General features: G+C 29.0%; 17 protein-coding genes. 2 read left to right on the forward strand and 15 right to left on the reverse strand.

The annotated features are described in order from the left end of the window. Window positions 1–109 precede the first annotated feature (109 nt). The 11 genes from murG to yfmF form a co-directional block, all read right to left on the reverse strand. Window positions 110–1,336, reverse strand: a complete 1,227-nt coding sequence (gene murG, locus KGF38_RS05785) for an undecaprenyldiphospho-muramoylpentapeptide beta-N-acetylglucosaminyltransferase (RefSeq protein ID WP_054271222.1) — start codon at window positions 1,334–1,336, stop codon at window positions 110–112. Window positions 1,337–1,353: 17 nt separating this feature from the next. Continuing rightward, complete coding sequence (gene spoVE / locus KGF38_RS05790; protein ID WP_021385452.1) at window positions 1,354–2,484, reverse strand: stage V sporulation protein E; 1,131 nt, start codon at window positions 2,482–2,484, stop codon at window positions 1,354–1,356. A gap of 51 nt (window positions 2,485–2,535) precedes the next feature. Further along, window positions 2,536–3,891: a UDP-N-acetylmuramoyl-L-alanine--D-glutamate ligase gene (gene murD / locus KGF38_RS05795; protein WP_074178509.1), complete on the reverse strand. Its 1,356-nt coding sequence runs from the start codon at window positions 3,889–3,891 to the stop codon at window positions 2,536–2,538. A 20-nt stretch (window positions 3,892–3,911) separates the two neighbouring features. After that, complete coding sequence (mraY, locus tag KGF38_RS05800) at window positions 3,912–4,877, reverse strand: phospho-N-acetylmuramoyl-pentapeptide-transferase (RefSeq protein WP_021385460.1); 966 nt, start codon at window positions 4,875–4,877, stop codon at window positions 3,912–3,914. Window positions 4,878–4,920: 43 nt separating this feature from the next. Then, the gene (locus tag KGF38_RS05805; protein ID WP_074178510.1) at window positions 4,921–6,294 is read right to left on the reverse strand and encodes a UDP-N-acetylmuramoyl-tripeptide--D-alanyl-D-alanine ligase; all 1,374 of its coding nucleotides are present in this window, start codon (window positions 6,292–6,294) and stop codon (window positions 4,921–4,923) included. Window positions 6,295–6,461: 167 nt separating this feature from the next. Further along, window positions 6,462–8,441 (reverse strand): stage V sporulation protein D, encoded by a 1,980-nt coding sequence (locus KGF38_RS05810; protein ID WP_054277280.1) that lies wholly within the window; start codon window positions 8,439–8,441, stop codon window positions 6,462–6,464. 11 nt (window positions 8,442–8,452) lie between these two features. Next, window positions 8,453–8,800, reverse strand: a complete 348-nt coding sequence (locus KGF38_RS05815) for a hypothetical protein (protein ID WP_054271226.1) — start codon at window positions 8,798–8,800, stop codon at window positions 8,453–8,455. A gap of 478 nt (window positions 8,801–9,278) precedes the next feature. Beyond that, window positions 9,279–10,214, reverse strand: coding sequence for a 16S rRNA (cytosine(1402)-N(4))-methyltransferase RsmH (gene rsmH / locus KGF38_RS05820; RefSeq protein WP_054271227.1), 936 nt, complete (start codon window positions 10,212–10,214; stop codon window positions 9,279–9,281). A 32-nt stretch (window positions 10,215–10,246) separates the two neighbouring features. After that, window positions 10,247–10,990, reverse strand: a complete 744-nt coding sequence (gene lgt, locus KGF38_RS05825) for a prolipoprotein diacylglyceryl transferase (RefSeq protein WP_054271228.1) — start codon at window positions 10,988–10,990, stop codon at window positions 10,247–10,249. A gap of 369 nt (window positions 10,991–11,359) precedes the next feature. Further along, on the reverse strand, window positions 11,360–12,646 hold the full coding sequence (gene yfmH / locus KGF38_RS05830; protein ID WP_074178511.1) for an EF-P 5-aminopentanol modification-associated protein YfmH: 1,287 nt from the start codon (window positions 12,644–12,646) through the stop codon (window positions 11,360–11,362). A 14-nt stretch (window positions 12,647–12,660) separates the two neighbouring features. Beyond that, window positions 12,661–13,926, reverse strand: coding sequence for an EF-P 5-aminopentanol modification-associated protein YfmF (yfmF, locus tag KGF38_RS05835; protein ID WP_074178512.1), 1,266 nt, complete (start codon window positions 13,924–13,926; stop codon window positions 12,661–12,663). Window positions 13,927–14,241: 315 nt separating this feature from the next. Between yfmF and ychF the strand changes: the two genes are divergently transcribed. Beyond that, window positions 14,242–15,339 (forward strand): redox-regulated ATPase YchF, encoded by a 1,098-nt coding sequence (gene ychF / locus KGF38_RS05840; RefSeq protein WP_054271231.1) that lies wholly within the window; start codon window positions 14,242–14,244, stop codon window positions 15,337–15,339. A gap of 270 nt (window positions 15,340–15,609) precedes the next feature. On the opposite strand, the gene KGF38_RS05845 is transcribed toward ychF, so the two are convergent. The 3 genes from KGF38_RS05845 to KGF38_RS05855 all read right to left on the reverse strand — a co-directional run bounded on the left by KGF38_RS05845 (window position 15,610) and on the right by KGF38_RS05855 (window position 20,880). After that, a complete protein-coding gene (locus KGF38_RS05845) occupies window positions 15,610–16,647 on the reverse strand; it encodes a GNAT family N-acetyltransferase (protein WP_227832259.1) in 1,038 nt (345 codons plus the stop codon). 224 nt (window positions 16,648–16,871) lie between these two features. Continuing rightward, window positions 16,872–19,151 carry an EAL domain-containing protein gene (locus tag KGF38_RS05850; protein ID WP_074178513.1) on the reverse strand — a complete coding sequence of 760 codons (2,280 nt, stop codon included), beginning with the start codon at window positions 19,149–19,151 and terminating at the stop codon, window positions 16,872–16,874. Between the two features lie 274 nt (window positions 19,152–19,425). Next, complete coding sequence (locus KGF38_RS05855) at window positions 19,426–20,880, reverse strand: UDP-N-acetylmuramoyl-L-alanyl-D-glutamate--2,6-diaminopimelate ligase (protein WP_054271233.1); 1,455 nt, start codon at window positions 20,878–20,880, stop codon at window positions 19,426–19,428. A gap of 163 nt (window positions 20,881–21,043) precedes the next feature. Between KGF38_RS05855 and KGF38_RS05860 the strand changes: the two genes are divergently transcribed. Continuing rightward, entirely contained in the window at window positions 21,044–21,913 is an 870-nt protein-coding gene (locus tag KGF38_RS05860) for an AraC family transcriptional regulator (protein WP_054271292.1), read from the forward strand. Window positions 21,914–22,022: 109 nt separating this feature from the next. On the opposite strand, the gene ptsG is transcribed toward KGF38_RS05860, so the two are convergent. Further along, window positions 22,023–24,101 carry a glucose-specific PTS transporter subunit IIBC gene (ptsG, locus tag KGF38_RS05865; protein WP_074178514.1) on the reverse strand — a complete coding sequence of 693 codons (2,079 nt, stop codon included), beginning with the start codon at window positions 24,099–24,101 and terminating at the stop codon, window positions 22,023–22,025. Between the last annotated feature and the right edge of the window lie 149 nt (window positions 24,102–24,250).

The raw sequence follows: 24,250 nt of genomic DNA on the forward strand, positions 1-24,250 counted from the left end.
AAATACTATATACATTTCATACCTTTAAATTTGTGTGCATACAAATAAACCCCTAATTTATAATAATTTAGAAAATCTAATATATTATAAATTAGGGGTAAATATTGATTTACCTTTTCTTTATTCCTATCACTTTAGCCTGACCTTCTATACTTGGAGTTGCTTCTTTTTTTATTTCTTTTACTTCTTCAGCAACTTTTTCTTTTTTTGTTTTTTTAGATGAGGACTTTTGTGTTGAATTATATACTTTTATTATCTCATCGTATATAAGGTCTATGGCTTCTGGTTTCCCTATAGTTTTGCTTGCATTTGCCATATCAACTAAAAGTTCTCTATCTCCTAAAAGTTTAAATACTGCTGTATTTAAGCTCTCTGGAGTTAGATTTTTTTCTAAAATTGCAATTCCTGCACCTTGCTTTTCTATACTTTTAGCATTATACTCTTGATGATTTTCAGCAGTATATGCTTTAGGTATTATTATAGATGGCTTTCCAAGAGCAGTTATTTCAGCTAATGAAATTGCTCCTGCACTACCTATAACTAAATCGCTTGCTGCAAGTGCATTTGCCATATCTTCTAAGTAAGGTACAACCTTTTGGTATGGCTTAAGATTTACATCACTGATACTTTCCATAAACTCATCATAATAGCTTTTCCCTGTTGCAAATATAAAAGCTATATCTTCATTCACCATGTTCTTTATCACAAGTCTCATTGCATCATTTATTTTTCTTGAGCCTCCACTACCACCATAGCAAAGAACCATTCTTTTTTCTTCACTTATTGCAAGATTCTTTCTTGCAATATTTTTTCTTGATAATAAAATTTCTTTTCTAACTGGATTTCCTGTAAAAACTAATTTATCTTCTGCTGTCTCTGGAAATCTTTTATGTGAATCTTCAAAACTTGTAAGTACCTTTGTAACTGTTTTAGATAGAATCTTATTAGTTACACCAGGAAAAGAATTTTGCTCATGTATTATGGCTGGTATTTTCCCCATAGATGCATTAAATAAAACAGGTCCACTAACATATCCACCAGTTCCTATAACTACATCTGGTTTAAATTTCTTAACAATCTTTCTTGATTGTTCTAAACCTTTAAAAAGCTTAAAAACTCTTTTTACATTATCGAAGTCTATTTTTCGCTTAAATCCTTGTACTGTTACAGTCTTTAATTCAAATCCATACTTAGGAACTATTTCTGATTCTATTCCTTTTTCCGTCCCAACAAAAATTATCTCAGCGTCTGGATGCTCATCTCTTATTTTGTTAGCAATAGCTATAGCTGGATACACATGCCCTCCAGTTCCACCGCCTGATAATAAAACTTTCATCAAATCATCATCTCCTGTTAATTAATTTTGACATGCTTTGAGATGTTTAACACTATACCTATAGCTCCCATAAAGATGGTGAGCGAGGTTCCCCCATAACTTATAAATGGTAGTGCTACACCTGTAGCTGGCATTGATGATGTTGCAACTGCTATATTTAAAGCTGCTTGTATTCCAATTTGTGCCCCTATACCTATGACAACCATACAAGCAAATACATTAGAAGTCTTCAAAGCTATTCTTACACATCTGTAGACTAAGGCTACAAATAGCATAATAACTATTATACAACCAATCAATCCTAACTCTTCTCCTATTATAGCAAATATAAAGTCATTTTGTGGCTCTGGTATATAAAAATACTTTTGTTTACTCTTTCCTAAGCCTAGACCAAACAATCCACCTGAACCAAGTGCATATAAACCTTGTATTACCTGATACCCCTTACCAAGAGGGTCTTGGAAAGGATCTAAAAACGATGTAACACGGCTAAGTCTATAAGGTTCAGCAATTACTAATGCAGCAAATAAAGCAGCCCCACTTCCAATCATAGCAAATACAATTTTCATATCCATCCCAGCAACAAATATCATTACAAATGTAACTAGAATTACAGTACCTGCTGTTGATAGATTTGGCTGAAGTATTATCAACGCAAAAAATATCCCTGGAACTACGAGAAGTGGTACAACACCTTTTGTCAAAGATTTTATCTTATCATAATTTTTCTCAATTAATTTTGCAGTTAATATTATTGTAGCAAACTTAGCTATTTCTGCAGGCTGAAATGTTAAAGCACCTATTCCTAGCCATCTTTTTGCTCCGTTTGCTTCTATCCCTAAAGGGGTTAGAACTAACAATAATAATACTACTGCTATAGCTCCAATTGCTGTAGCATTTTTCTTCCAAAAACTATAATCTATCCTTGATGTAATAATCATAACTATAAACCCAAGTATAGCATATATTACATTCTTTTTTAGAAAATAGTACGCATCATTGTGTTTAAATGAAGATTGTATAAAACTTGCACTAAACACCATAACTATTCCTACAAATACTAAAAGCATAGTAGTATAAAATACTACTCCATCAAATTCAGTCTTCATCCTTATGTCAATTTGTTTTTTCAAATTTTCTTTAGGCATCCAACTAATATACCTCCATTCTTCCATTTAAGTAAGTTTAGAGGTAAGAGATTATTTTAAATTGTTTACATTATCTTTGAAGTCTTTTCCTCTTACTTCAAAACTTTCATACATATCCCAACTTGCACAAGCTGGTGAAAGAAGCACTATATCTCCACTTTTTGAAATCTCATGAGAAGTCTTAACTGCTTCTTCCATATCTTTTACTATATGTATGTCATTAAATCCTTTATTTTTGGCACAATTTTCTATCTTTGATGCAGTTTCTCCTAACAAGACTACTGATTTAACATATGACTTTGCAGTTTCAAAAAGTTCATCAAAATTACTGCCTTTATCCATTCCTCCTGCTATAAGTATTATAGGTCTATTGTAAGACTGAACAGCTTTTATAGTAGAGTCTGGATTAGTTCCTTTTGAATCATTTACATATATTACATTGTTTAAGTTTCTTACAAATTCCTGTCTGTGTTCAACTCCTTTAAATGTCATCAATACATCCTTTATGACTTCTAAGTCAACATTACAGACATACGCTATTGCTATAGCTGCCATACAGTTTTCTAAGTTATGACCTCCAGGTAAACTTACATCATCTTTATTTAGAAACTTGATTTTATCATCTATATCTATTATTATGTCATTATTTTCTAAATATACTCCTCCATTTACTTTTTGAGTTCTCGAAAAGTAAATTACTTTAGCATTACATTTGTCAGCCAGACCTTTTACTATCTCATCATCATAATTTAATATGCAAAAATCCTCAGCAGTTTGATTCATAAATATATTTGCTTTTGCTTCTATATATTTTTCCATAGTGTGATGTCTGTTTAAATGGTCTTCTGTAATATTTAATATAGCACTTACTTTAGGTCTAAATTCATCTATGCTCTCAAGTTGAAAACTGCTTAGTTCAGTTACAAGCACAGACTCTTCATTTGAAGTTTCTATAGTATCTATTACAGGATTTCCTATATTACCAACTACATATGTATCTCTTTTTGCTCTCGAAAAAATTTCTCCTACCAGGCTAGTTGTAGTTGTCTTACCATTTGTACCTGTAATCCCTATAAAAGTTGGATTATTTGATAATTTAAAAGCTAATTCTACTTCACCAATTATATACTTGCCTGAATTTTTTAATTTCAAGATAAATGGAAGGTCTAGTGGTACTCCTGGAGATACTACTACCATATCTATGTTATCTACATCCTCTGGATGATGCCCTAATATGTATTCTATGTCATTTATAGATTTCAATTCATCAAGTATGTTTTTCAATTTATTTTCATCTTTAATATCATTCACTATTATACTTGCACCTAATTTATCTAAATGTTTAATTGTAGATATGCCAGTTTTCGCAAGTCCTACTAATAAAACTTTTTTTCCTTTTAAGTTCATTTTTAATTCCCCCTAGACCTCTAAAATACTGCTATTATACTTATCCAAGCTAAAACAACTGTGATAATCCAAAAAACGAATACAACCCTTGTCTCTGGCCAACCACATTGTTCAAAATGATGGTGTATTGGAGCCATCTTAAAGAATCTCTTTCTTGTCGCTTTAAAATATCCAACTTGAATCAAAACTGATAGAGCTTCTGCAAAGTAAATTCCTCCAATTATAGGTATTATAAGCACTGAATTAGTTAGAACTGAAAATGCTACAACTGCACCACCTAATGCCATTGAACCCGTATCTCCCATAAATACCCTCGCTGGATATGAATTAAATCCTAAAAAGCCTAAACATGCTCCAACAGTTGCTGCTGCTAAAACTGCAACTTCTGTGTTTCCAGCAATAGAACTTGCAAATAGCATAAAAAATACAGAAACTATTAAAGTTACTCCTGATGCCAATCCATCTAATCCATCAGTTAAATTCACAGCATTTACTATTGCTACGATTATAAACATCATTATTGGTATATATAATATTCCAACATTTATTACAAAATCTGTAAATGGTATCATAAGTTGTGAAGCACTTGATGATGATGTATACTGATAAAAAGCAACATAAAAAGATAATGCAACTTGAAGGATTATTTTTTGATATGCTTTTAATCCAAGTGATCTTTTTAACTTTATTTTTATAAAGTCATCTAAAAAACCAATAAAACCAAAACCTGCAATACATATAAGACCTACTGCCATATCATGACTAACTTTTACTCTTGTAAGTCCAGTTATTAGAATTGCCACTATCATTATAATTCCACCCATAGTAGGTGTTCCATTTTTTGCTAGATGTGTTTGAGGTCCATCATCTCTAACCGTCTGACCAAATTTAAATTTTCTAAGCATTGGTATAAATATTGGTCCTATTATAATTACTATTAAAAACGCAATCAATGCGGTGTACGTAAGCTCTGTTATTCCTAACATCGTAAAACTCCTCTCCCTTGTCAATCAACTCATTAGTTTAAGCTTATTTATTTAGATATTCGACTATTTTTTCTAATCTCATGCCTCTTGAGCCTTTTACTAAAATAGTGTCTCCTGTTTTTACTAATTCATCTAACTTGTTAAGTACTTCTTCTCTATTCTCAAAGTGATATATATTGGCTGTATTAAATCCTAATTGTTTTGCCTCTTCTCCAATAAACACTGAATTTTCACCTATAGTTATTATAACATCAGTATTATTCATAGATGATTTTCCTACTAATCTATGACCATACTCTGAAATTTCACCCATTTCTAATATATCTCCAAGTATTGCTACCCTTCTACCTTTATATCTTCCAAGTATCTTTAAAGCAGCATCCATAGAATCTGGACTAGCATTATATGAATCATTAATTATTGTTAATTTTTCATTCTTTATTATGTCTAGTCTCATTTTTGTCCCTTTAAAATTTTTTAAACCTTTTTTTATATAATCTAAAGAAATATTTAGACACATTCCAACCAATATTGCAGACATAGCATTATATATATTATGTTCTCCTATTGTTGGTATAAATATTTCCTCTTTTTTTCCATCTATAACGCATATAAATGTAAGATTATCTTCTTCCATAGTATAACTTTCACAATAAATATCATTGTTTTTGTTGAATCCAAATGTTTTTAGTTTATACACATGTTCTTTTTCTCTTAATGTAGATAAAAACTTATCATCTCCATTTACAATTAAAGTATTTGTTTCATCAAAATTAGAAGTGATTTCCATCTTTGCTTTTAAAATACCTTCTTGTGAACCTAGTTTTTCTACATGTGATAATCCTATGTTTGATATTACTGCAATTTTGGGATTTACTATATCTACTAAATATTTTATTTCATTAAATCCAGACATTCCCATCTCTATTACAGCACACTCATGTTCTTTATTTAGATTAAATAAAGTCAATGGAACTCCAAAATGATTATTTAAGTTCTTTTCATTTTTTAATATGTTTAGTTTTGCGGATATAGCAGAATATATCATATCTCTAGTCGTAGTTTTTCCTACACTACCTGTAACACCTATAAATGGAATATTAAATTTTTCTTTATAATATCTTGAGATATCTCCTAGAGCTAAAGATGTATCTTTTACCTCTATTAAATTTATATCCGAACTTTCTAATTTTATTCCATTACTTTCACTTTTTATAAAAGTTTTGCATCCACTATCATATGCAGACTTCATAAATGTATGCCCATCTAAATTTTCTCCAACTATGGCTACAAATGCATTTTGGGCATTTGCTTCCCTGCTATCTATAACTATATCACTTACACAGTCATTATAATCTCCATATATTAACTTCCCATTAGTTGCAAGTACTAACTCTTTTATTGTTAAGCACTCCATTATCAAACTCCTCCTTTAAAACCTTTAGTTATATTGTCTTAGCAACAAAAGGCAATGTATACCGTTATATATACATTGCCTACGATAACTCTTAACTTTATAATTATATACTATATTTCTGTTTTTTTGAAGATGTTTATGGGTATATGTTAATTATCTGTTACTTTTTACTTCTCAAAATATAGTGTTATACTTGAATCCTCATTAACTTTTACTCCAGGTTTTGGGAATATATCTTTTACCTTTGTATTCTCTGGAAGCTCTATATCTGTATCTAAATCTGGTTTTAACTTAGCATCTTCTAAAGCCTTCACAGCATCACCAATTTTTAGATTTCTTACATCTGGCACTTGAACCTGTTTCTTTTCATATTCAGCTTTCTCTTCTTCTTTATATACAGGTTTAACTCCTAAATATTTTAATGAATCGTTCATTATTTCTTTTACTATTGGCCCTGCTGTAGTACTACCAAATGCACTCACTCCTGTTGGCTCATCAACAATAGCAAGAACTACAATTTGTGGGTCATCACAAGGTGCTATTCCAACAAATGAACATATATATTTTCCCTGTGCATACTTACCATCTATAACTTTTTGAGCTGTACCAGTTTTTCCACCAAGTCTGTATCCTGGTATATACGCTATCTTTCCTCCACCTTCACTTACAACTGACTCTGCAATTTCTAACATTTTCTTAGATGTCTCTTTAGATATAACACTTCTTACTTTTTTTGGCTTTACTGTTTCAGTTATATTACCTTTATTATCAGTATAAGATTTTACAACTCTTGGTTGCATTAAATCTCCACCATTTGCTATTGATGATATAGCTGTTATAAGTTGTATTGGTGTCACTGATATAGATTGACCAAACGATATTGTAGCCAATTCAACTGGACCTACATTTTTCTCATTATACAGTATTCCTTTAGCTTCTCCTGGTAAATCGATACCAGTCTTATCCATAAGACCAAAAGATTCTATATAATCATACATTTTTCCAACACCCAATCTACTTCCTAACTCAACAAATACAGGGTTACAAGAGTTTTGTACTGCTTGTTTAAACTCCTGTGTTCCATGAGGTCTATAGTGTCTCCAACATTTAATCTTTCTTCCTCCAACAGTTACACTACCTGTACATGTGAATTTTTCACCATCTTTAATCACTCCTTCTTCAAGTGCACTAGAAGATGTGATAAGTTTAAATGTAGAACCTGGCTCATATGTATCACTTACTGCTGGATTTCTCCACATTTGATAATAACCTTTTATTTTCTCTTTATCATTATATTTTTCAAGTTCTTCTTGATAATATGGATATATTGGTGTTCTCGAATCATTAGGGTCGTAGTCTGGTTTTGATGCTAAAGCAAGTATGTCACCAGTTTTAGGATTCATAGCTATTGCAGTAACCTTTTTTGCATTATTTATCTCATAAGCTTTTTGTACTGCTTTTTCAGTATAGTGTTGAATTACCTCGTCTATAGATAAAACAAGTCCATTCCCTTGAACAGGTTCATAATACTTTTCCATTCCTTGTGGTATTTCTCTTCCTGAAGCATCAGTACTCACTATCAATTTCCCAGGCTTTCCTTTTAATTTTTTATCATATTGCATCTCTATACCAGATATACCTGTTGCATCTGAAGAAGTATGTCCTAGTACATATGGTGCAAAGTTTCCATATGGATAATATCTTTGATTATCTTCTGCTACCCATATTCCACCCAGTTTAGCATCTCTTATTTGGCTTGCCTTATCATCATCTATCCATCTTTTGACTTTTACAAGAGCCATATTTTTTTTGCTTATTAAAGCGTAAATGTCTTTATAATCTTCATCTAAAATGTCAGCTACCTTTTGTGCTGCTTCCTTTTTATCCTCTACTTCTACAGGTTTGCACCAGACAGTATACTTAGTTACACTTACTGCTAACTCTTTCATATTTCTATCATATATAGTTCCTCTTTTAGGTTCTATTGGTATATCTCTTGTTTGTTGTTCTAATGCTTTTGTACTTAACCAGTTACCTTTCATAAGTTGTAGGTATCCAGTCCTAATAACAAGGCAAAAAAACAATGCACATGCTAGAATAAGAACGAGTACCAGTCTTTTTTTACTTATCCTCTTTACTTTTCTCAAATCTATTCCCCCTAGTTATCCACATCTATATACTTTATTTGTCCATCTTTTGGATAGTCCATATTGAGCAATTCTTTTGCCTTTAGCTCAATTTCTTTTATCGATGTTTTTTCAGTTTCTTTTGCCTTTAGTTCTTCTAGTACTATCTCTTTTTTTCTTAAATCTTTTTGTAAATAATAAATGTCATACTTCATTTCTGAGATTTTTGAATAACCACATAGATTCAATATTATTACTGTAAAGGTTGCAATCAATAAAATACATTTAGCCCCTATTTTTTTATTATTTCTCTTTTTATAATTATTCTTTTTCTTATTTTTATATTCATTTAGATTATGTATTTTATAATTTTTTTTCAAATTATCACCCCGATAATATAGATTTTAAATTTTCCTCTATACTATATTTGTTATTAATCATATCTCTTCCTCTAAAATTCCATCGCTAAATTAATACACTAATACACAATCTAATTGTACTTTTTTCTATACACAACAAAATAACCTATAAATTCACTTATACTCTTATATTGAATCTATAGGTTATTTACTAATTTTTATTTATTTTTATTACTTATACTATATTCAGATAATCTTTTCCATAAGTACAATATGTAACTAGTTTATCTATTTTTTATTAATAATCTCTTCATTATATTATATATCTCCATATTTTTATATCTCAATCTTAATCACTTATATCAATAACAGAAATATGCCTTATAATATCAATTGTTTCACAATTACCTTCTAATACTACACAATTTATCATACTTTTTAATTGCTTATAATAGCTCTTCTTTACATAAACTTACTTTTTAATCCTAAATTGTATAAGTTATATTTTTTCTGCTACTCTTAACTTAGCACTTCTTGAACGTGGGTTTACTTCTATTTCTTCATCACTAGGTAATATTGGTTTTCTAGTTATTATTTTTACCTCAGATTCTTTGTCACACTGACATATAGGTAAATGTTGTGGACATATACAATCTGATGCTAGATATTTAAATGCATTCTTTACTATTCTATCTTCTAATGAATGAAATGTTATTATACATATTCTTCCACCTTCATTCATTATAGAAGAAGCATCATTTATCATCTTCGTAATTACTCCAAGTTCATTATTTACTTCTATTCGTATAGCCTGAAAAGTTCTTTTAGCTGGATGAGGTCCATCTATTCTAGCTTTTTTAGGAATAGCTTTTTTAATTACGTCTACCAATTCACCTGTAGTTTCTATTGATTTATTTGCTCTTTCTTCAACTATAAATTTAGCTATACGTTTAGCCCAGTTGTCTTCTCCATAATCTTTTATTATCTTAGCAAGTTCATCTTCTGTATAAGTATTTACAACATCATATGCAGAAAACTCACATCTAACATCCATCCTCATATCAAGTGGTGCATCTTGCATATAAGAAAAACCTCTGTCTGCTTCATCAAGTTGATGAGATGATACTCCTAAATCTGCCAACACGCCATCAATCTTGTAAACTCCTATTTTTTCTAATTCCTCTTTTATATTTTCAAAGTTGCTATGAACAAACTTTACTCTATCTTTATATTCGCTCAATCTCTCTCTTGCTGTGTTTATAGCATTTTTATCTTGGTCAAAGCCTATAAATAATCCCTTATCTGATAGTTTTTTTACTATCTCTCTAGAATGACCTGCTCCTCCCATAGTACAATCTACATACACTCCATCTGGCTTTATCTTTAAATTTTCTATACACTCATTTAAAAGAACTGATACATGATGAAATTCCATAGTTACCTCCCTTAAATTCACTATTTAAACTATTATTCACTAATATTTTTTTTATTTTTATTTGATAAATAAATATGTGCAATTATACCACCAATCACTCCAACTAGGCTTATAACTTGTGCCATTCTAAGTGGTCCTAACATTAAGCTATCAGTTCTTAATCCCTCTATAAAAAACCTTCCTATTGAATATAAAGTTATATAAGTAACTATAACTTGACCTTCATACTTTTTATTTTTTCTAAACAGCAATAAAACTATAAATATACCAAAATCCCATATAGATTCATATAGAAAAGTTGGATGTACCTTTACTCCATCTACCATTATTCCCCAAGGTAAATTAGTAACCCCTCCATGTGCTTCTCCATTAATAAAATTTCCCCATCTCCCTATAGCTTGTGCTAAAGGCATTCCAAGTATAACTGTATCAGCCATTTTTAAGAAGTTAATGTTTTTAACTTTAGTGTATATATACCCAGCTAATATTCCACCAATTAAACCTCCATGTATAGCAAGTCCACCACCTCTAAAATTAAAGACTTGAGATATATTTTGAGCATAATAACTCCAATTAAATACTACATAATAGATTCTTGCACAGATTAGTCCTGCTGGAATTGCTATTATAGCTATATTTAATACATCATCTTCTTTAATTCCTACTCTTTTTGACTCTTTTATTGCAATTAAAGTTCCTAGAATCATTCCACATGCCATAAGTATTCCATACCACATTATGTCTATTCCAAATAGTGTAAATGCCACTCTATCCATAACTCCACCTCTTCGTATTAATTAAAAATATTTCCAAAGCAATATACTTATCTTTACAATTAATTGTAATTATACTAAATTATGATAACATATTAATGTTAATTCTACAAAAAATATTAAAACTAATTCTACAAATACTCATAATATATTACATATATTATACCAATATGATTACTATAAAATTCTTTAAAATCAAAGAGATTGGCACATTTATGCACCAACCTCTTATACATTTTTATATACTATTCTTAAATTTTTCAACTTAATTTACATAAATATATTTTATAAATTTATTTCTTATTTAAACAAGATAAGTATTCAAACTAACAATTTAATATTTATCTTGTTATTCTTATTATAAGTAAATCTTTATTTAGGTTCTACAATAGAAATAACACAGTACTCTTCTTTAAAGTGTTCTTTTAATCTTTCTTCTACTTCATCAAAAGTAATGTCTTTAACAACATCTAAATAATCTAATATATTTATATCCTTAAATACATAAGATATAAAACTGTTTGCTATAAAATTTATTGAATCAAAGTACTTAATAAATGAACCAATCTTCTTCTTTTTAGTTCTTTCAAATTCTTCTTTAGATAAACCTTCTTTTTTTGAGTTTTCTATATACTCAATAATTATATCTTTTACTTTTTTAGGTTCCTTAGAATCTCCAGCTATTATACTAAAAGCATAATCTACTTGAGATGAAAAGCCTGCTCCAAAATTTTCATTTATTAATCCTTGCATATACAAATCTTCATAAAGTTTACTTCCTTTTTTAAATAACATACCTACAAGTATGTCAGTTACAATCTCTTTACGTAGAAGTTCTTTTCCTTTTAAACCAACATTACTATCCTTAAAACCTATATTAAACATAGGCATAGATATAGGGAATTTTTCTATGACTTCTTTTTCTTTTACACTTTTAGATTCTTCTGGATAAAATCTCTCTATACTCTTAGAAAGTTTATCTACATCATAGTTATTTGCTTTTTTAGTTACATCTACAACTTTTTCTACATCCAAATCACCAACAACGAATAAAGCCATATTTCCTGGATTATAGAAAGTATTGTAACATTTATACAGTTCTTCTTTAGTTATCTTATATATACTATCTACTGTACCTGCTATATCAATTCTAGCAGGATAATTTACATACATTGCCTTCAAGCAATTAAAGTATACATTCCAATCAGGGTCATCATTGTACATTTTTATTTCTTGGGCTATTATACCTTTTTCTTTTTCAACATTTTCATCTGTAAAATAAGGTGTTTGGACATAGTCAATTAAATGTTCTAAACTCTCATAAAAATTTTCAGTAGCAGAAAATAAGTATGCTGTCATTGTGAAATTAGTAAATGCATTTGCACTTACTCCTAATTTAGAAAATTTATCAAATGCATCTCCTCCATCAGGTTGTTCAAACATCTTATGCTCTAAAAAGTGTGCTATACCTTCATTTACTCTAATCTTTTTATCTTCTCCAATTGGTATAAATTCCAAATCATTTGAACCATAATTAGTAGCCAAAATAGCATATTTTTTAGTAAAGCCTCTTTTAGGCATAAAGTATACATCTAGTCCATTTTGCAATTTTTCATAATAAACTTCTTCTCTCAATATATCATTAACTATTTTTTCCATAGACATTTCCTCCATTAATTTCTTAAAAAGTATACAGTATCAAGCTCTATACCTTTTATAGCTTCGACTATATCCTTTTTAGTAACTTTTTCTATACTAGATATTATGTCTTCTACTTCAGAATTTGTCTTTGACATAGACTGAGAAAAAGCAAAATCAGACATCCCACCTATATTATCTGTTATAGATTTCATAGAGTTAACTAAAGCAAGTTTGCTATTTTCTAATTCTTCATCAGATATATCTCCTGCTTTTATACTTTCTACTTGTTCTTTTATCAACTTCACAGCTTTATCATAATCTTTAGTTTCTATACCAGAAGATATGAACATAATACTTTTATACTTTTCTATCGAAGAAAATACATAATAACATAAGCTTTCTTTTTCTCTTACATTCACAAATAATTTAGAATGAGGTCCGCCACCTAATACATTGCTTCCAACAACAAGAGCATAATATTTATCTGTATCTGCATAATCAACATTTGCTCTGTAACCCATAACAAGTTTACCTTGAGTTATTTCCATTTGTTCATCTACAATTTTTACTTCATCTACATTTTTTATAAAATCAGCTCTTGGTATATCTATAATATCTTCTCTTTCAAATTTTAGATTCTTACTTATTATATCTACAACCTTATCTTCATCAAAATCACCTTCTACAACTATATCTATTGGTGATGTTTTAAGTATATTTTTATAATGTTCATATAAATCTTTTGAAGTTATACTATCTATTTCATCTTCATAACCAAATTCACTTATACTGTATCTTTCACCTTTACACATAGCTTCAATACATTTATCTTGTGCATACTCTTTTTTATCATTTATTACTGATTGTATTTTTTCTCTTAAATTTTCTTTTTCAATATTTAAATATTCTTCTTTAAATCCACCACCTACAACAAGAGTGTTATTTATCACTTCATTAAAAAATTCCACCACTTCTTCAAATATACTCTCATCTAAATATTTTTCACTTATATTAATTATTTTGAAACTCAATACTTGTCTCTCTCCACGCTTTACAGCATCAGCTCCCATAGATGAACCATATAAATCATCTAGCTTATTAGATATTGCTCTTGCACTAGGATATTTTTCACTTCCACTTGCTATTATTGCTGGAATTAGAGCATTTTTTGTAGTTTCTTTTTCATCAAGGATTCTTTGAACATACAAACTTATAAGATTTGATTTAAACTTCTCTGTTTTTATCAAAGTAAGATTAATATTATTACCTAAATTTATTATTTTCTTAGTATTAACCATATGTACCTCCTATTTTTATTTAAACATCAATTTTTAAATTGAAATTTATTTATTTTCTAATTATATATACTAACATATAACAACCTTCTATTTAATTATATCCTTTTTATTATTTTCTAAAAGCAATATTTTTATTTAAATTAAATTCAAATATTATTTAAATCAATCTGCTTTAAAGTCTAGTTTACAAGCTTAATATATATGATGTATAATCAATATGTATGTCTATAATTAAAACAATTTTGCAATCCTATAGATTGATTGTTTAAAGTTATATAAAGAATATAAAAAAGAATAAGAGAGAGGACGATTAATATGAAATTAGGTATAGTTGGTTTACCGAATGTAGGTAAAAGCACACTATTTAACGCAATAACTCAAGCAGGTGCAGAATCTGCAAATTACCCTTTTTGTACGATAGACCCAAATGTTGGAGTTGTATCTGTTCCAGATGAAAGATTGAACAAACTACAAGAATTATATAATTCTGAAAAAATAGTCCCTACTGCTATAGAATTTTGTGATATAGCTGGTTTAGTTAGAGGTGCTTCTAAGGGAGAAGGTTTAGGAAATAAATTTTTATCACATATAAGAGAAGTTGATGCAATAGTCCATGTTGTTAGATGCTTTGAAGATGAAAATGTTATACATGTAGATGGTTCTGTAGACCCACTTCGTGATATAGAGACTATAAACTTAGAATTAATTTTCTCTGATATAGAAATTCTTGAAAGAAGAATCCATAAAACTCAAAAGGCTGCTAAAGCTGATAAGACTTTAGGCTCTGAACTTGATTTACTAAAATCAATCATGTCTACTTTAGAGGAAAGTAAGTGTGTAAGAACTATGCAATTTACAGAAGATGAACAGGTATTCGTAAATTCATTAGATTTACTTACATCTAAACCTGTAATATACGCTTCAAATGTATCAGAAGATGATTTGGCTGATAATGGGGAAAATAATAAGTATGTTCAACAAGTTAAAGCATTTGCCGAAACAGAAGATGCTGAAGTTGTTGTTGTATGTGCACAAATAGAAGCAGAAATTTCTGAACTTGATTCTCCTGAAGAAAAGAAAGAATTTTTAGAGACATTAGGTCTTGAACAATCAGGACTTGACAAACTTATAAAATCTTCTTATGCTTTACTTGGTTTAATTTCATTCTTAACTGCTGGTCCAAAAGAAGTTAGAGCATGGACTATAAAGGTTGGAAGTAAGGCACCTCAAGCAGGAGGAAAAATACATTCTGATATAGAAAGAGGATTTATAAGAGCTGAAACAATAGCTTTTAATGATTTAGTTGAGCATGGTACTATGGCTGCTGCTAAGGAAAAAGGATTAGTTAAATTAGAAGGTAAGGAATACATAGTTAAAGATGGAGATGTTATATTATTTAGATTTAATGTTTAAAATTATTAACTTTGTAGACTTTGGCTATTGTAAGTACTATGATTAGGATATTATAGTTATAATAATGAAATTTTTTATTATCTTATAATAATTATATAGATTCTTTGCAAAAAAGAGAGTTATTCCAAATGATTTCTAATAATCACAATGAAAAACTCTCTTTTTTGTATGATAAAATCTAATCTATTACATATAACAATTAAATTTATAAGTTACTTTTTGTTTTTTAATAAGACTTTAGCCTCAAATCTTGGTTATAAAATTATATTTCTAAAATAGATTTAATACACCTATAGAAATTACTACTGTTGCTACTGAAAGTATTTTACTATAATCCCAAATACGCCTTCCACCAAAGCATTCAAATGGATAAAAAGGTATACTATGTAAAATCAACAAAGTCTTTCCAAGTGAAACTATGTATTCACTAAATTCTGATTTTCCTACAACTGCTATCCATAAAACAAAACACAATAATCCTAACCATTCAAATAATCCTTCAATAGCCATGTTGCGTCTAAACCTAGCAGTTGATTTGTAGTCTTTTGGATAAAATCTACCTATCATTGGCCATATACCACCTAATACTGTCACCAATAATGATATAAACAATCCACCTCGTGTAACAGTAAATATCCATTTCTCGGGTAAAATTAAGGTTGCAAACATTCCACTAATTAAGGAAATAATCAACAAAGAAAAAAATGCACCTACCATGACGCTACAATCAATTAAATTATTATCAAACAATAAAATAGGAAACAATATCAATAAGTTCAAAATTATGTAAGTTCCTAATTGTCGAATTGATGAATTGCTTTTTTGTGCTGAAGTACTCCATAGATGAAACCCAGAGGCAATAAAAAGCGTGCTGTGTATCCATAATTGTACAGTCCCAATTAGCCCATAATTTTGTAACATCTGTGTAAAACTCATAATATTATATCCATTATTTTCAAAAAGCTTCCATGATGCAACATTATCATCTTTTACAGTGGCAGTTACTGTTTTGCAACCCTGCTCTTTTAAAAACATAGTTACCTTTTTATAAAGCTTACTTCCTATTCCTTTACCCTCATAACCTTTTTTTACATAGGCTGTTTCTAAGTAACCAATCTTTTGACTATTTTTTGCATGAAAAATTCTATAAGAAGCCATCCCAACAATATGTCCATCCACTATAGCAAGAAAAGCATCTTTTGGTTTCTTGAATGCCAAGCCTTCAACCAATCCAAAACTTGATTTACCAAGTTCCCACACAAACCTTCTTTCATCAGCTTCCATTTCTCTAATTATTATATTCTCCAAATTTATCCTCCCAATTTTTCAAATAATGTTTAATATACTTAACTGCATAAACCATACTATCAAACTGTTTATATCAGAATATTTCATATATTTCTTTTAAAATATCATCTAATTCCTATAACAAGTTAGATTCTTGTAATAGTGTATTTTTATATAAAAAAAGTGAGCATTGATTAAACAAGGTTCACTTTTTATAAATTTTTATGTTATGTTTTATAATTTATTTAATTTGTTTCTTTTCCTTTTACAATATATCTATCTAAGATTAGTTTTTCATATTTTTCGATTGGCATTGGTTTAGCAAATAAAAAGCCTTGAGCCATATCACAACCTATAACTCTTAAAAATTCAGCTTGCTCCAATGTCTCGACTCCTTCTGAAACAACTTTTATATCAAGCTGCTTTGCCATTTGAACAATACTTGAAACTACAATTTGACTTTTTTTCATATCTCCTACTGTTATAAAAAATTCCCTATCTAATTTTAATACATCAATTGGCATATCTTTAAGCATATTCAAGGAAGAATAACCTGAACCGAAATCATCCATAGAAATTTTGAATCCAACAGACTTTAAATCCTGCATTATTTTAAACAATATTTTTGTATTATCAAAAATTGCACTTTCTGTCAGCTCAATTTCAATTAAATCTGGTTCAATCCCATATTCTTTTGTTATATTTTCAAGCTCAAATATAAAATCTGGGTTCTCAAGATGCACCCTTGATAAATTTATTGATATAGGAAATGTAGGAAAACTTTCATTTTCCCAACGTTTAAAATTTTTACAAACTTGAGTAAATACAAACATATCTAATTCTGTTATGAAACCATTCTTCTCAAAAATAGGAATAAACACACCTGGACTTATTAATCCTTTTTTAGGATGCTGCCAACGTACAAGAGCTTCAGCACCTACAATTTTAGCAGTTGATAATTCAATTTTAGGTTGTAAATAAACTTTAAATTGTTCATTTTTTAAAGCATCATGCATTTCTTGTTCAATATCACGTTCTTCTATGAGAGTCTCTTTTAAGTTTTCAGCATAAATTTCATAAACTTTTAAATATTTTCTTTTTACTGTCGTTTTTGCAATCATAGCTTTATCAAGACAGGTAGAAATATTTGTTTCTCCCTCTTCAACAAAGTATACTCCTATCGATGGAATCAAATTTAGCTCTACTCCTATGCTAGTTTTTATCATTGACATTTTTTTACGTATAAGTTCACATATTTCAATAACTGATTCTCTATTATTTTTCTTTTCAAATATTATGGCAAAATTATCATTTGAAATTCTTGAAAATACGGATTGTTCTTTAAACATACTCTTAATTATCTCTGCTATTTCTTTTAATACTCTATCTCCTTCTTCATATCCAAACCTATCATTTACTAGCTTAAACTTATCCACATCAAAATAAATTAAAACTAGGTTCTTCTTCTCATGAGATGATAAAAATTTGCCACCCTCAAGATTAAATTTATTTGAATTTCCGATACCTGTAACGTTGTCCTTAAAAGCAAAATCTTCTAATTTTTCCTTACTCTTTTTTTGTATAAACAATATGTAAATTGTTAATGCAGTAAATATTATAATCAAAACTACACATGCTGATAATGTAAGCTTTATAATAGCATATGACTTCTCAGATACAGCAGTTTTAGGTACTTCAGAAAAAAGATACCAATCATTGATTCTTATTGGTGCATAACTTAAATAATATCCCCTTCCAGACATGTTATAACTCAATGAACCAGACTTAAAATTTTTTATGTTTGACTTCATGTTATTAAGAGTAGACTTTGATGAAGCATCACTTTTACCAATATAAGTAAATAAATTTTCCTTATTAGTGTTGGCATTTTTACTACTTGGATTTAAAACAATATCTCCATTACTCTTAGCTATATAAGAATAACCTCTTCCATTAAAGGTTTGCACAGAAAGAATCTTTTCATACAACTTGGTGTTATGTGTGGCAAATATGACCCCTTTAACCTCATTACCTTTATAAATTGGTACAGAATATACATTAATGTCGCTATTAACATTTTCATTATCTTTTATTACATCTTTTAATTTGCCTGTTATAGCCACTTCTCCCTGCATTGATTTCAAGAAATAATCCCTTTTCGAGAAATCTTCTATATGCCCATCTGTAGTATATGCTGTGCCATTTGGTAAAATAACCCCCATTCTTTTGAATGAGCTATTGACAGCTTCTCTTTTAAGTATAGAAAGGATATTATCTACTTCAAAAGACCCCTCTCCTTCAACAAATATTGAAATTGATTGTAATAACTTTATATCTCCATTAATTTGTTTTCTCAACACATTGACGCTTTGATTTGCTATTTCTGAAAGATATTGATTCGTTTCTTCACCTAATGTCTTATTCAACCTTGAACCATAAATCAAACAGGAAATTGTAATTACTAAGATACTTATTACGGCAATTATGGACAAACCATGCCTATTATTTTTTGCATCACTTAACATTATGCTTCCTGCCTTTCTAGAATCTCTATATATAATTATTATTTTATGTCAATTACTGTAAGCATTTTATAATGATACTTATTTTTCCATATTTACTGTAATTATACAAAATTATAAACTTTATTACAATAATAAATTAATTAATGTAGATATTAGAACTCCTATTATTGTATTACTTATTTTACAATAATTTCCATATACAAAATAAAAATGTAATATCAAAGTAGATTTTGATATTACATTTTTAGATGTCTTGTTTTATTAGATTCTCATATTACATTTTACTTAAACATTCATTTGCAACTTCTTTATCATCAAAATGATGCTTAACTTTACCTATAATTTGATAAGTCTCATGTCCCTTACCTGTTATGATAACAACATCATTTTTCTTTGCCATACTTATAGCCTCTGCTATAGCTTGTTTTCTATCCGAAACAACATGATAATTTTCTTTTTTCTTATCAATTCCTTCAAGTATATCTTTTATTATTGCTTCTGGTTCTTCAGTTCTTGGATTATCAGAAGTTATAATACATAAATCAGAATACTTTTGTCCAATAGCTCCCATTAAAGGTCTCTTTTCAGTATCTCTATCTCCACCACATCCAAACACAGAAATTATTTTTCCTTCTGCAAATTGTTGAGTTGTTTTCAATACATTTTCAAGTGCATCAGGGGTATGAGCATAATCTACAATTACACTGATTCCCTTATCATTTGGAACTGTTTCAAACCTTCCTGATACTCCATTAGAAAGTCTAAGACCTTCTTTATACACTGGCTTAGGTATGCCAAGTACATAGCAAGCAGCTATAACTGCCAATGTATTATATACTGTAAACATCCCTGGAACAGGTATAAATATAACTTCTTCATAAGAAGGTGTTATCAACCTATAAGATACTCCATCCGAATCTGATTTTATATCTCTAGCCATAAAATCAGCTTTAGTATCAACACCATAAGTGTAACAAGGTACATTTAAATCTTTTATATTTTCATATATCTTTTTTCCACCTTCATCATCTATATTTATTATATTTGCCATAGTAGTCTTAAAAAACAACTTTTCTTTGGCTTTTCTATAGTCCTCTAAGTCTTTATGAAAGTCTAAATGGTCTGGTGTTAAATTTGTAAATATGCCCACCTTGAAGTCTGTCTCATCAACTCTATTTAATGCCAATGAGTGTGATGAAACTTCCATCGCACAGTAATCACATCCATTATCTAACATATTATTAAAATGATATTGTAAATCTATACTTTCTGGAGTCGTTGAACTAGAAACAATGTCTTTTTCACCATCAAAAATTTTTATAGTTCCTATAAGACCAACTTTATTTTTATTTAAAGTTAATATTTCATTTAATATAGTAGTTATACTAGTTTTTCCATTAGTACCTGTAACTCCTATAACATTAAATTTCTGAGATGGATGATTGTAAAAATTGTCAGCTATCTTTGCCATATCTTTTCTTGTATCTTTTACCTTTATAAATGTATATCCTTTTATTTCTACATCTTCTTCAACAATAAAGGCTTTTGCTCCCTTTTCTATAGCATCTTTTATATACTTATGACCATCTGACACAAATCCTTTTATGCATACAAATAATGTACCTTCTGTAACCTTTCTTGAATCATATTGTACATTATTAATATCTATATTTAATTCACCTTTGACATTGACTATATCCAAACCTTGTATAATATCATTTAATTTCATAAATGCTTTCCTCCCTTTAAACTCTTTCTGCTAAAATTACACTACATATAATATTATATTAAGAATTTTTTACTATGTGAATGGTTAAAAATGCTTGAAATATTGCAAAAAATGCTCTATAATTTTTTATAATATAACTCAAGAAAGGTCTCATATAAAAGCTATGGATAAAAAAATTGGGTACTTAAATGATAATTTTAAAATATTTAATATTAGAGACAAAAAAGATATAAAATTTGAATACCATAATCATGATTTTAATAAGATAATTATATTTATAGATGGAAATGTCACTTATTTTGTTGAAGGAATTCCCTATAAACTAAAACCTTGGGATATACTTTTTATCAGTAATAATGAAATCCATAAACCAGTTATAGATTCAGATGTATTTTATGAGAGAATTGCAATATGGATTAGTCCAGAATTTATGAAAAAAAATAGTAATATTACTAGTGACTTAGAAAAATGTTTTAAAATAGCCACAGAAAATAAATGTAATAGATTACGTTTAAATATACATGATATTCAATCCATTAAGACTTTTATTGAACAAATAAATATTTCTGAATCTAACAATGAATTTGGAAATGAACTATTGAGAAACACATTGTTTATACAACTTATGATATTCTTAAATAGAATTTTCTTAAAAAGTGAAAATACAGAATCAACAGAAGATGTTTTTTATGATGAAACTATAAAAAAAATATTAAACTATATAAATTCAAATATAGATAATAAGCTTTCCATAGATAGCATATCATCTGAATTTTTTATAAGTAAATATTATCTTATGAGAAAGTTTAAGTCTTATACTGGGACATCCATACACAACTATATAGTCCAGAAAAGATTAATTTTGGCAAAATCATTAATAATTAATGGTAATCTTATGAGCGAAGTTTGTAGTAAATGTGGATTCAACGATTATTCTAGTTTTGTAAGAGCATTTAAAAAGTACTATGGGGTATCTCCTAAAAATTATATAAACAATAAAAGTCCTTTAGATATTACTCTTTTAGATGAGTAAATTATTTGTTATAAATGTTGTCTTAATAAACACATGAGATATTAGTCTATTCATCTTACTAATATCTCATGGTTGCTAATATTTTAAAATAAATTAAAATATTATATATCTATCCAATCTTTTCAACATTATCTCTTACTATGCTTACACGATTCTTCTCTTTTGCTATGATTCTTCCTTTTTTAATGCTTAATTTCTGATTTTGCTCTAAATTAGTAAATACTACAGGGCTTATTACTGATAGACCGTTTTTCTCAATATACTCTAAGTCCATTTTCACTAACTTATCCCCTGCTTTGACTTCATCTCCTACATTCACAAATACTTCAAATCCATTACCTTCTAAGTTTACAGTTTCTATTCCTAAATGTATAAGTATTTCTACTCCACTTTTCTTAGATTTTATTATTATCGCATGCTTAGTTGGAAATACAACTCCAATAGTTCCATCAACTGGTGAATATATTAATCCATCATCAGATTTAATTGCAAATCCATCGCCCATCAATCTGCTTGAAAATACAGAGTCTGGCACATCTTCTATGTCTAGTAACTCTCCATTTGTAAGGGCATAAACCTCTTCTTCTAATAAAGAATCTCCCATGTTGACGATTTCTGTATTGTTTTTTCCCACTTTATTTTTATATGTATCTTTAATATTCTTGTCTTCAACTTTTATTTTTCCTTCTATTATATCCTTTATATCAGACTTTATTGCATCTGATTTAGGTCCAAATATAGCTTGAACATTATTTCCAATAACCATAACACCTGCTGCTCCAAGTGATTTTAGCTTTTCTTTATCTACTTTATCTATATCATTTACAACTAATCTAAGTCTTGTTATACAAGCATCTAGACTCTTTAGATTTTCTTTATTCCCTAGGGCAACTAAAATCTCTGATGCTAATTCATCTTTAGACATTTCAACAGTACCTACATTGGTTTCTGACTCATCTTCTCTTCCTGGTGTCTTTAAATTGAACTTTCTTATCATAAATCTAAATACACTATAGTATAATACTGCAAACCCAAGACCTACTAAAATAGCTAAATACCATGGAGTTCTATTAGGAAGTACACCAAATAACAAGAAATCTATTAGTCCTCCTGAAAATGTAAAACCAATTTTAACTCCCAATAATTGCATCACTGCATATGATAAACCTGAAAATAAACAGTGTATTGCAAATAATGCTGGTGCTACAAATAAAAATGCAAACTCTATTGGTTCAGTTATTCCTGTTAAAAAAGAAGTCAATGCTGCTGATGCCATTATACCTGCTACAAATTTTTTCTTTTCAGGCTTTGCTTCATGTACCATAGCAAGCGCTGCTGCTGGAAGACCAAACATCATAAAAGGAAATGCTCCTGTCATAAAAGTACCTGATGTGAAGGTTACTCCATCTTTAAGTTGGGCAAAGAATATCTTTTGGTCACCCATTACAAGTTCACCAGCTTTATTTATGTATTCTCCAAATTGATACCAAAATGGATTATGAAAAACGTGATGTAAACCAAAAGGTATTAATAGTCTTTCTAAAGAACCTTCCATAAACGCTGCTAGTATTTGATTTGTCTCTATGACATTTTTTGAGAAACTAAGCAATCCCTCTTGTATTGGAGGCCAAACAAAAGACAATATGATTCCTATTGCTATGGCTGCCAATGAAGTAACAATTGGAACAAATCTTTTACCTGCAAAAAAACCTAAATATTGAGGTAACTCAATTTTATAGAACTTCTTATAAAGATAAGCAGCCACTATCCCTATTATGATACCACCAAATACACCTGTTTGAATCGTTGGTATTCCAACAATACTTGCATACATAGAATTATCTATCATACCTTCTGTAACACCTGCCATAACCCCCATAGATGTATTGAGGATTAAAAAACCTACTATGGCTGCCAATGCTGCAACACCTTCTCCTTCAGTCAAACCTACAGCCACACCAACTGCAAATATAAGTGGTAAGTTATTAAATATAATTTGACCTGAACTTTCCATTATACTTATTATAAGTTGAAATGTAGGATTAGCTAAAGCTGGAAAATGAGCTAATAATGCATCTCCTGCTAAAGCATTGCTTATACCAAGTAATATACCTGCTGCTGGAAGTAATGCAACTGGTAGCATTAAAGATTTCCCTACTTTCTGTAAAATACCAAATATTTTTTTCATATACTCTTCTCTCCTTATTATTTTATATTTTTTAAATAAAAAAGACTTAAGTTTATAAAAAATTACATTAGTACACCTAATTCCAAAATCCAACTTATGCTAATATAAATAAATCTATATTAACCTAATTTCAGAATTAAAAATAAACT

It is taken from the genome of Clostridioides sp. ZZV14-6387 (genome assembly GCF_020657835.1).
In the GTDB taxonomy this organism is placed as follows: domain Bacteria; phylum Bacillota; class Clostridia; order Peptostreptococcales; family Peptostreptococcaceae; genus Clostridioides; species Clostridioides difficile_A.

Coding starts and splice junctions, on each gene's coding strand:
- murG (WP_054271222.1), bottom strand. CDS start 1,336: ATGAAAGTTTTATTATCAGGCGGTGGAACTGGAGGGCATGTGTATCCA.
- spoVE (WP_021385452.1), bottom strand. CDS start 2,484: ATGCCTAAAGAAAATTTGAAAAAACAAATTGACATAAGGATGAAGACT.
- murD (WP_074178509.1), bottom strand. CDS start 3,891: ATGAACTTAAAAGGAAAAAAAGTTTTATTAGTAGGACTTGCGAAAACT.
- mraY (WP_021385460.1), bottom strand. CDS start 4,877: ATGTTAGGAATAACAGAGCTTACGTACACCGCATTGATTGCGTTTTTA.
- KGF38_RS05805 (WP_074178510.1), bottom strand. CDS start 6,294: ATGGAGTGCTTAACAATAAAAGAGTTAGTACTTGCAACTAATGGGAAG.
- rsmH (WP_054271227.1), bottom strand. CDS start 10,214: ATGGAATTTCATCATGTATCAGTTCTTTTAAATGAGTGTATAGAAAAT.
- lgt (WP_054271228.1), bottom strand. CDS start 10,990: ATGGATAGAGTGGCATTTACACTATTTGGAATAGACATAATGTGGTAT.
- yfmH (WP_074178511.1), bottom strand. CDS start 12,646: ATGGAAAAAATAGTTAATGATATATTGAGAGAAGAAGTTTATTATGAA.
- yfmF (WP_074178512.1), bottom strand. CDS start 13,926: ATGGTTAATACTAAGAAAATAATAAATTTAGGTAATAATATTAATCTT.
- ychF (WP_054271231.1), top strand. CDS start 14,242: ATGAAATTAGGTATAGTTGGTTTACCGAATGTAGGTAAAAGCACACTA.
- KGF38_RS05850 (WP_074178513.1), bottom strand. CDS start 19,151: ATGTTAAGTGATGCAAAAAATAATAGGCATGGTTTGTCCATAATTGCC.
- KGF38_RS05855 (WP_054271233.1), bottom strand. CDS start 20,880: ATGAAATTAAATGATATTATACAAGGTTTGGATATAGTCAATGTCAAA.
- KGF38_RS05860 (WP_054271292.1), top strand. CDS start 21,044: ATGGATAAAAAAATTGGGTACTTAAATGATAATTTTAAAATATTTAAT.
- ptsG (WP_074178514.1), bottom strand. CDS start 24,101: ATGAAAAAAATATTTGGTATTTTACAGAAAGTAGGGAAATCTTTAATG.